Source organism: Amycolatopsis panacis, assembly GCF_003600245.1.
Taxonomy (GTDB): Bacteria; Actinomycetota; Actinomycetes; order Mycobacteriales; family Pseudonocardiaceae; genus Amycolatopsis; species Amycolatopsis sulphurea.
Genome location: NZ_QZFV01000017.1, coordinates 1 through 7498, shown reverse-complemented (window position 1 = coordinate 7498; position 7498 = coordinate 1). Strand labels below are relative to the sequence as shown.

Below are 7498 nucleotides of genomic sequence, written 5' to 3'. Positions count from 1 at the left end.
CACCGCTGCGGCAAGCCCTGCGCACCCTCAACCACCACGTCGACGACTACATCAACCACGCCCGCCTCAAGCCCGCACCCTGAAACTTGACACAAATACGAAGAACTCATCAACCAAGTTGATCTAGTGCGCGGCCGGGCGAAGGTTTTGCCGGACGTCTTGAACGCTGTCGATGAGGTGTCAGGTCAAAGGGGTCCGTGTCTGCGGATGCCCGAGTGCTCGGAGAAGGTCGGCGAGCCACGCCAGGTGGTGCGGCATGGCCAAGCTCTCGTCTTTGAGCAGGTCTTCAAGATGCTGCCAAGATTCCGACAGTTGTCCGAGACCGGGTTCTCCCGGCTCGGCGTAGGGGTTGTACAAGACGTCCGGCGCGATGGACCAGAAGTAGTCACGCTGGAGGGAAATCGTCTCGCCCTCGTCGTCGGCGATCCGCTGGATCAGCAGCTCGAAGGCTGTTCGCAGTTGCTGCACAGGGATGCGCAGTGGCTCGCTCACGATCCGTGTCCTCCGAGGATGTCGTTGACTTGTTTCCTGAACGTGTTGATTTCGGTCTCCAGATGGCGGACCCGACCGTCGATGATGCGCTGACGGATCTCCGGAGTCGGCGCATTTTTCAGAATACCCTGGTTGTCGTAGGCGTCCGGGTTGGCTTTGTACTGGGCGAGCTTGGTTTCATGTTCCTCGATGTTGCGCTGGAGGGAACGCACTGAACGTTGTTCCGACGACGTCAGCTCGCGCACTTCCGAGCTGGACTGCGAGCTTTCGGTCTTCATCGGTTCGACGTGATCGTCGCCTGCGGCGTTCATGGCCATGTGCGCCACGGCGGCACCCGTCATGGTTGCGCCCGTGGCGATTCCTGCTGCGGAGACGACATTGAGAGGAACGCCCGCGACCGCGCCGATGCCGGTGGCGTCGAGCACGGCACCGAGTCCTTCGCCGGCTGAGCTGATGACCGTCAGTCCGATGCCAGCTGCGGCGGCGACCACGTCGCCGGGATGGTTGACCATTGCGTTGCCGAACGATGCGAGGCCGTTGACGACATGAGCGCCGAGGTCTGCGGCGAAATTGCCGACGTCGTCGAGCCAGCTCGACTCGGTGGGCGCTGGCTGCGCTGCGTCGCGGAGTGCCTTGGCCGCATCGTCGCCAGCCTCGGACAGTTGTGTACGGGCGCGATTGAGGACCTCCGTAGCGGCTTGGCGCCCGGCGGCACCCGGGTCTGTGAACTCTGGCGCGGGCTGGCCTTGAGCGGCAGCTTGTTCGGATGCCTTTTGATGCTCTGCTTTGGCTTTGTCGGTGGCAGCCTGCGCTTGGTCCCATCGCTCGATCGCTTCGCCAGCCTGGCCCTGAGCCCATCGCAAGGTCGCGGCGTAAGACTCCAACGCGCCCGCGCCGGAGTCCAGGGAGACACCGGCAGTGAACCATTTGCCCGGTTCGTAGGAGAACTTGTCGTGGAACGCGGTGGCGGCGGGGCCCGTCCACGAGCCGGTGTCGATGGACTGGAGGCCGTCTGCCGCATCGTTGGCGCGCGTTGCCCTTCCTCGCAGCACCCGAGCGTTTTCTTCGATAGCGGCAGGTTTGCCCGGAATCAGGTCTGTCGGATTGCTGGTCGTTCCCAGCTCAGCCATCCTCGATTGCCTTGACGCCCCGATCACCGGTCAGGGACCGGGTCGCGGACTCGTCGATCGACCGGTACGCCCGGACGGCCCTGCCCAGGGCATCGCCGATGGCCGACGCGTCATCGGTGAGGACGTCGATGCCATCGCTCCAGCGGGTCGCGAACTCCATCAGCGCATCGTGCACGCCTGCGTGGCCGTAAAGCTCGGCGTCGCCGCATAAGCCGCGCAACTCGAAACCGTCCTGGTCGTGGACGCTCCCGGAGATACCGCGCGCAGCCTCGTCAACCGCTGCGATATCGACATGAAAACCTGGCCCATCCATCTCGTGACATCCTCTCAGGTGCCTTTGACGGAGTGCAACCCTCTCAGCAATCGACACTCACGGTAACCAGTGTTGCCTGTCTTGTGACGATTCCTTCGGTCGGACGATATCAGGGGGCTGTTCCAAGATCTTGGAACAGCCCGGGGTGTCGCCGAAGCGATCAGGAGAGCGGATGCGGCTGTTCAGTGAGAGCTGCCAATGCCGCGGCGACTTCGTTGATGCTGGCGCGGACGTAGGTGGTGGTGGTTCCGGCCTCGCTGCTGCCGTGGTCGCTGTGCCCGGCGTAGGCACGGGCTACCGCATACCCGAAGTTGCGCTCGACCCAGGTGAGGGTGGTGTGCCGGAGCCAGTGGGTGGAGATCTGCTGGGTGGCGACCCAGGGCAGGTGCTTGCCCAGTCGGGTCCAGAGGTGGTCGTAGCGGCGGCTGGTGATCGGTTGCCCGTTGCGGTAGCGCAGCAGTTGCCCGTCGCGTGGCGCGTGACGGTCGTGTGCGTGTTGTTGCAGGTGAGCCATCAGCGTGGGTGAGACTGGCTGCCAGCGAACCGTCTCGCCCTTTTCGCGGAGGAAGATCAAGCACTGGGCTGGATCGAGATCTTGCGGCCGCAAGGCGAGCGCACCGCCACGGCGGCATGCGGTTTCGGTATGCAGTCGCAGCAGGAGGGTGTCGAGGGCGGGGTCGTTGCCGGTGGTGGCGGCGGTGTGGTTGATCTCGGCCAGCCGGTCGCCAGCGACCGCACGGCGCGTCGACGGCAGCCGCGCGGGTTTGGCGACTTTACGGGCCGGGTTGTTGGCGGGGTCGATAAGTTCGTCGTCTTCGGCGTGCCGGTACAAGCAGCGTAGGGCGGGCGATCAGGTGCTCGCCCGCGCTGCGCCCTCCGCGGGCATTGCGGCGGGCGACAACGTTGGTCTTGATGTGCTCGACGAGCTGTTTGACCTGAGACGGTGTCGGCTCGTCCAGGCGGCGGTGCCCCCAGTGTTCGAGGATCCGGTTCCAGTACGAGGTGTAGACGCGGCGGGTACCGTCAGAGACTGCGTCGGACACGACAGGGATGTATTCGGCGAAGGTCGGCAGCAGCGGCCGGGCGACCGGCTCGCTGATGAGGTCTTCGGCCCTAACGCCCATCCGGGCCAACAGCAGCCGGGCGGCGTCAAGATCGGCAGCCTGGTTCGCCGACGCGCCCTGGTGATGTTCCGCGGTCATGCGGGATCACCACCCAGCAGCGTTGCGTGGCAGTCGGCGAGCAACTGGTCGAGCACCGCCGGTGGGTGCACGAGCAGCACGTTGCGCTCGGGGTAGGCGGCCAGCAGCACGCGATCACACGAGGCCAGACCGCAGCAGTGCCGTACCGGCGCGGGCAGGCGGAGGTGCCCCTGGCTGGTCATGCCGAACACGCCGCAGGGGTCAGTGCTGATGACCAGCGTTCCGTGGGTAACGCTGATGGCCAGAGGCGTCCCGGCTAACCAGCCCAGCGCGGCGAACACCGTCCGGTCGGCGACCCGCCCGCGGCAGTCGACCGCCGCCATCCCGTACACCGCGGTCTCGGTGCGGGGCGTGGGGACAGTGGGTAACGGCAGCGGCCGGTTCGCCGCGGCCATGGGGGAACGCCCGTCACGGACCAACGTGGCGGGGAAGGCGACCGGGTCAATCACCGCGCCGGTCATGCCGACCACCGCCGCCGTAGGCGGCGCGGGGTCCGGCAGGATGCCGGTTTAGGGTGTTGGAGTGCCTTGAAGCACCAGTACGCTGGGTGTAGCAGGAATGCAACGAAAAAGTGTCCGAGGGGCGAGTTGCTCGTTAACCACAACACTCATCTTGGTTTGATCAGGCGTTCAGCCATCCAGGCATTCCTCGGCCCAGGCTCAATGGAGCGTCACTTCGTTCCCGTGACCCTGGTTTGACTCCTACACCGAGCGGCTCGAGCGTGACGGCTGCGGACGAGAACATCGACCTGGCATCGGGCTAACTGCGACGTGCGTCTTCAACTACGACTTTGACCACGCCAGTCCGCTGACGGGCGGTCTCACACTCGAAAGGTACCCGTCGAGACTCCGGTTGACCGCCGGGCAGAATGGGCGGATGGATTCGTTCGACCTGGGCAGGCTGAGTGACTATGACTTCGAGGTCGTCTGTCGGGACTTGTTCGAGGAGATCCTAGGCCTGAAGCTCGAGATCTTCGCCCGCGGCGCGGACTGCGGAATCGACCTCCGACACATGGCCGACGACGGGAGCTCTGTGGTGGTCCAGTGCAAGCACTGGGTCCGCAGCGACCGAGACGCGCTGCTCAGGAACATGCGCAACAGGGAACGCGCGAAGATCGTGAAGCTGCGGCCGACCCGGTACATCCTTGCCACGAGCGTCGAACTGACCGTGGCAGCGAAAGACAAGCTCCTGGAGGATCTTGCCCCGTACGTTCAGGGCACAGGCGACCTGTATGGCGCGGAGCAGATCATCGAGGAGTTGCGCAAGCGCCCCGAACTCGTGCAGCGCCATTTTCGGCTGTGGCTGAGCAGTACCGCCGTCCTTCAGACGGTTCTGCACCAGGACGCGCTGATCCGGTCGGAAGACTTGGTCGACGAGCTCGACGACGCCGCGCAGACATTCGTCCCGACCCCAAGCTTCAACGCCGCTCGGGAAATCCTTGAACGGGAATCGGTCTGCCTGCTGGCCGGGATCCCCGGCATCGGCAAGTCGACGATTGCGAAGATGTTGGCCCGCGTCTACCTCGAGCAGGGTTACCAGATAGTGGACGTGACGCAGGAAATCAGCGAAATCGACAAGCTGTGGCGTCCGAACGCCCGGCAACTGTTCTTCTACGACGACTTCCTCGGCGAGATCGCTCTTGACCATCGCCTAGGGAAGAACGAGGACCGTCGACTGCTCCGGGTGCTGAACCGGATCCGGAAAGCGCCGGATAAACTGCTGGTGCTGACCACGCGCGAGTACATCCTCCGGGAGGCCAAGCACCGCCACGAGATCCTAGACGACGGCGACCTCGAACCGCTGACCTGCGATGTCGGGCCGAATGGCTACAGTTTGGAGATCCGGGCAAGCATCCTGTACAACCACGTCTACTACTCTGAGGTCCCGGCTGCTGAGAAGCGGAAGTTCGCCGTCTCGTCGCAGTGGCGCAAGCTCCTCCGGCATCGCAACTTCAGTCCCCGACTCGTCGCGCACACGCTGCGCCTTGCTGGTCGCGAAGCCACCAAGGAAGTGGCCAAAGCCTTGCTGCTCAACTTCGAGAACCCCGAGCGGATCTGGGCACGTGTGATCGAACAGCAGTTGGACGCCCCCGCCGTTCACCTGCTCGAAGTGCTGTTCACCTTCGGCCGAGGCACGGACCTTGACGATCTGTATGACGCCTGGCGGAGCTATCAAGTCGCGCTCGGGCTATCGAGCGATCGTCGGCTGTTCCACACCGCGTTGAAAGTGCTCGACGGCTCGATGATCGAAACTTCGCACCGGTTCGACCTGACCGGGCTCGAACCCGAAACCGCTCCTATCATCGCCGCCTTTCACAACCCGTCTATTCAGGACTATCTACTGAGCCGGGTCCAATCAAAGCTGGTCTCGCTTGACGAACTGCTTGGGACGATCACCGACGCTCCACGCTTTCACCACCTGGTTTCCCTCGCTTCCCTTCGTTCTCAGGTCTTCCTGCGAGACGCGTTGCGGACCCGCGGCGACGACCTGACGACATTGTTCCGCCGCGAATACGAAGAGATCGAGAGACGCGATCTTGAACAGGACGAAGAATTCTGGTCCGAGGAAAACACCAGCTTGGCAGACTATATGGATTACTACCTGAAGGTTGCGATGATCATCGACTCGCCTATCCTGGCCGAATTCATTGCGGCCAGAATCGAGAACGATACTTCCGGCATGATCGGGAACTACAATCCGAGTCACCTCGCCGACCTCGCTGTCCGCCTTTCGGCGAGCGAATTGGTCCCGGCGGAACAGCGACTTCGGTTGGTGCACAAGCTCCTCGACGAGACGATCGCCGACCGCTGGAGAGCAGAAGGCCAGCTCGGATATTTGTGGACGGACCTGACCGAGCTGGCGGACTTGCTGGCTGACCTAAAGGTACCGGGAGCGGCTGAACGCCTGCAGACGATCCACGAAGACATGACCGACGTGGTGCACGGCGAACTCCGCGCATGGCTGGCCGACGAGTCGGCGCAGCGGGAACACACAGCTCGTCATAACGACTGGTGGGACCTGGCGGAGGTCTTGTCGTTCATCGAGCCAGAAGACCTGCCCGAAGAGCTACGCCCCGCGTACGCCGTCGCGAACGACGCCGCCCAGACGGGCATCGCGGCCCAGACGCCGCCAAACGTCAAAAAGCGGCCGCTCATCAACCGGCCGCCTGTTCATATCCTCGAGCCAGCCCCCGACGAGACCCTCCGCAGGCTGCTCGAAAGCCTCGACTAACACGGGACTTGCCGCATGAAGTCCGCAAGGCGTTACCGAGCTGGGGTTGCCGGTCCGCAGGAGGTCGATATCCGGCCGGCTCGGCCTCGAACGGCGGCCTCGAACAGTTGGAGTTGGTGCTGGCCGTCAAAATCTCGCCACCAGTGTCGGAACCATCGTTACCAGCTCGATTTCTTGGGCCGGGCACGGCGGCTCAGCGAGCCGCGAGCGCAGCTCGCTGAGGCCTCCTCGTAGCACATGAGCTGCGGACCCGACGAGGTCAGCGCGATCGACTTTGTCCGACTGGCAGTCTGCACGCGTCCTCAGCGAGACGGACGCTGTCCGGCTGCCAAGGATGGGCAGAGAGGCGAGCCTCCAGCAGTTCTGGCAGAACGACAACTTCGGTGCATCCGTGTGACCTCGGCCTGACTGCACGATCGGGTCTGTGGAATGGTTCAGTCATGGAGGACGAGGACGTGCCGTGGGGAGATCACCCGCTGGACGACGTAATTCGCGGAATGCGGCGATTCGAGCATTCAAGGCCCTACTACGCTTTCAGACTGGGTGCTGACCGACGCGGGTGCCTGTTTTGGGACAGGCAGACAGAATGGGTTGGTCTGAGCGTCATCCGCTCTGGGAGATGCGCGCGGCAAGCCTGGTTGATCCCGAACGGATGACTGCCCTCTGGCAGCGGCTCGGCCTTTCCTGGGTCGCAGTGCACGACGAATTGCAGCTCGCCCTCTGTGAGGTTCACCCCGGGTAGTGGACACCGAGTTAGCAGGATCAGCTGTCCTGCTGGAAGGATGTCCTCATGCCTCCTCGCAAGCGCCGGTCGTACACGGCCGAGTACAAGGTCGAGGCTGCTCACCGCGTGATCGATTCCGGGCGGACGATCGCTGAGGTTGCCCGTGAGCTGGGTATCGATCCGGGCATGTTGAGTGTCTGGGTCAAAGACGAACGACGCCGGATCGACGCGGCCGAGGTCCACGGGGACAAGCCCCTGGAGGCGGCCGAGCGGGCCGAGCTGCAGCGCCTGCGCCGCCAGGTGAATGAGCTGGAGAAGGACAACGCGTTCCTGGTAAAAGCCTGTGTGCCACGAGCGCTGGAGGTCGCCTGATGTAGTAGGTGGCTGAAGCGGTGCTGCACGAAAG

The 7498-nt window shown here is 63.8% G+C and carries 8 protein-coding genes; 2 read left to right on the top strand and 6 right to left on the bottom strand.

The genetic code is table 11. The features are described 5' to 3' along the window. Positions 1-180: 180 nt before the first annotated feature. The 6 genes from D5S19_RS01470 to D5S19_RS01450 form a co-directional block, all read right to left on the bottom strand. The gene (locus tag D5S19_RS01470; RefSeq protein ID WP_120021520.1) at positions 181-492 is read right to left on the bottom strand and encodes a hypothetical protein; all 312 of its coding nucleotides are present in this window, start codon (positions 490-492) and stop codon (positions 181-183) included. Further along, a complete protein-coding gene (locus D5S19_RS01465) occupies positions 489-1622 on the bottom strand; it encodes a putative T7SS-secreted protein (protein ID WP_120021519.1) in 1134 nt (377 codons plus the stop codon). The genes D5S19_RS01470 and D5S19_RS01465 overlap by 4 nt, the downstream gene beginning before the upstream one ends. After that, a complete protein-coding gene (locus tag D5S19_RS01460) occupies positions 1615-1935 on the bottom strand; it encodes a hypothetical protein (RefSeq protein WP_120021518.1) in 321 nt (106 codons plus the stop codon). The genes D5S19_RS01465 and D5S19_RS01460 overlap by 8 nt, the downstream gene beginning before the upstream one ends. A 160-nt stretch (positions 1936-2095) precedes the next feature. Continuing rightward, complete coding sequence (locus D5S19_RS33705) at positions 2096-2767, bottom strand: tyrosine-type recombinase/integrase (protein WP_199730262.1); 672 nt, start codon at positions 2765-2767, stop codon at positions 2096-2098. Beyond that, complete coding sequence (locus D5S19_RS33700) at positions 2709-3137, bottom strand: hypothetical protein (RefSeq protein ID WP_199730261.1); 429 nt, start codon at positions 3135-3137, stop codon at positions 2709-2711. The genes D5S19_RS33705 and D5S19_RS33700 overlap by 59 nt, the downstream gene beginning before the upstream one ends. Further along, the gene (locus D5S19_RS01450) at positions 3134-3598 is read right to left on the bottom strand and encodes an AbrB/MazE/SpoVT family DNA-binding domain-containing protein (protein WP_233573657.1); all 465 of its coding nucleotides are present in this window, start codon (positions 3596-3598) and stop codon (positions 3134-3136) included. The genes D5S19_RS33700 and D5S19_RS01450 overlap by 4 nt, the downstream gene beginning before the upstream one ends. Positions 3599-4013: 415 nt before the next feature. Here D5S19_RS01450 and D5S19_RS01445 point away from each other — a divergent pair, with 415 nt between their 5' ends. Together D5S19_RS01445 and D5S19_RS01440 are read left to right on the top strand one after the other, a co-directional pair. Then, complete coding sequence (locus tag D5S19_RS01445) at positions 4014-6368, top strand: nSTAND3 domain-containing NTPase (RefSeq protein ID WP_120021517.1); 2355 nt, start codon at positions 4014-4016, stop codon at positions 6366-6368. A 790-nt stretch (positions 6369-7158) separates the two neighbouring features. Beyond that, the gene (locus D5S19_RS01440; protein WP_120021516.1) at positions 7159-7464 is read left to right on the top strand and encodes a transposase; all 306 of its coding nucleotides are present in this window, start codon (positions 7159-7161) and stop codon (positions 7462-7464) included. Positions 7465-7498 lie beyond the last annotated feature (34 nt).

Bases quoted from the DNA above. Each gene is read 5' to 3' on its own strand.
- D5S19_RS01465 (WP_120021519.1), bottom strand. From the start codon at position 1,622: ATGGCTGAGCTGGGAACGACCAGCAATCCGACAGACCTGATTCCGGGC.
- D5S19_RS01460 (WP_120021518.1), bottom strand. From the start codon at position 1,935: ATGGATGGGCCAGGTTTTCATGTCGATATCGCAGCGGTTGACGAGGCT.
- D5S19_RS33700 (WP_199730261.1), bottom strand. From the start codon at position 3,137: ATGACCGCGGAACATCACCAGGGCGCGTCGGCGAACCAGGCTGCCGAT.
- D5S19_RS01450 (WP_233573657.1), bottom strand. From the start codon at position 3,598: ATGACCGGCGCGGTGATTGACCCGGTCGCCTTCCCCGCCACGTTGGTC.
- D5S19_RS01445 (WP_120021517.1), top strand. From the start codon at position 4,014: ATGGATTCGTTCGACCTGGGCAGGCTGAGTGACTATGACTTCGAGGTC.
- D5S19_RS01440 (WP_120021516.1), top strand. From the start codon at position 7,159: ATGCCTCCTCGCAAGCGCCGGTCGTACACGGCCGAGTACAAGGTCGAG.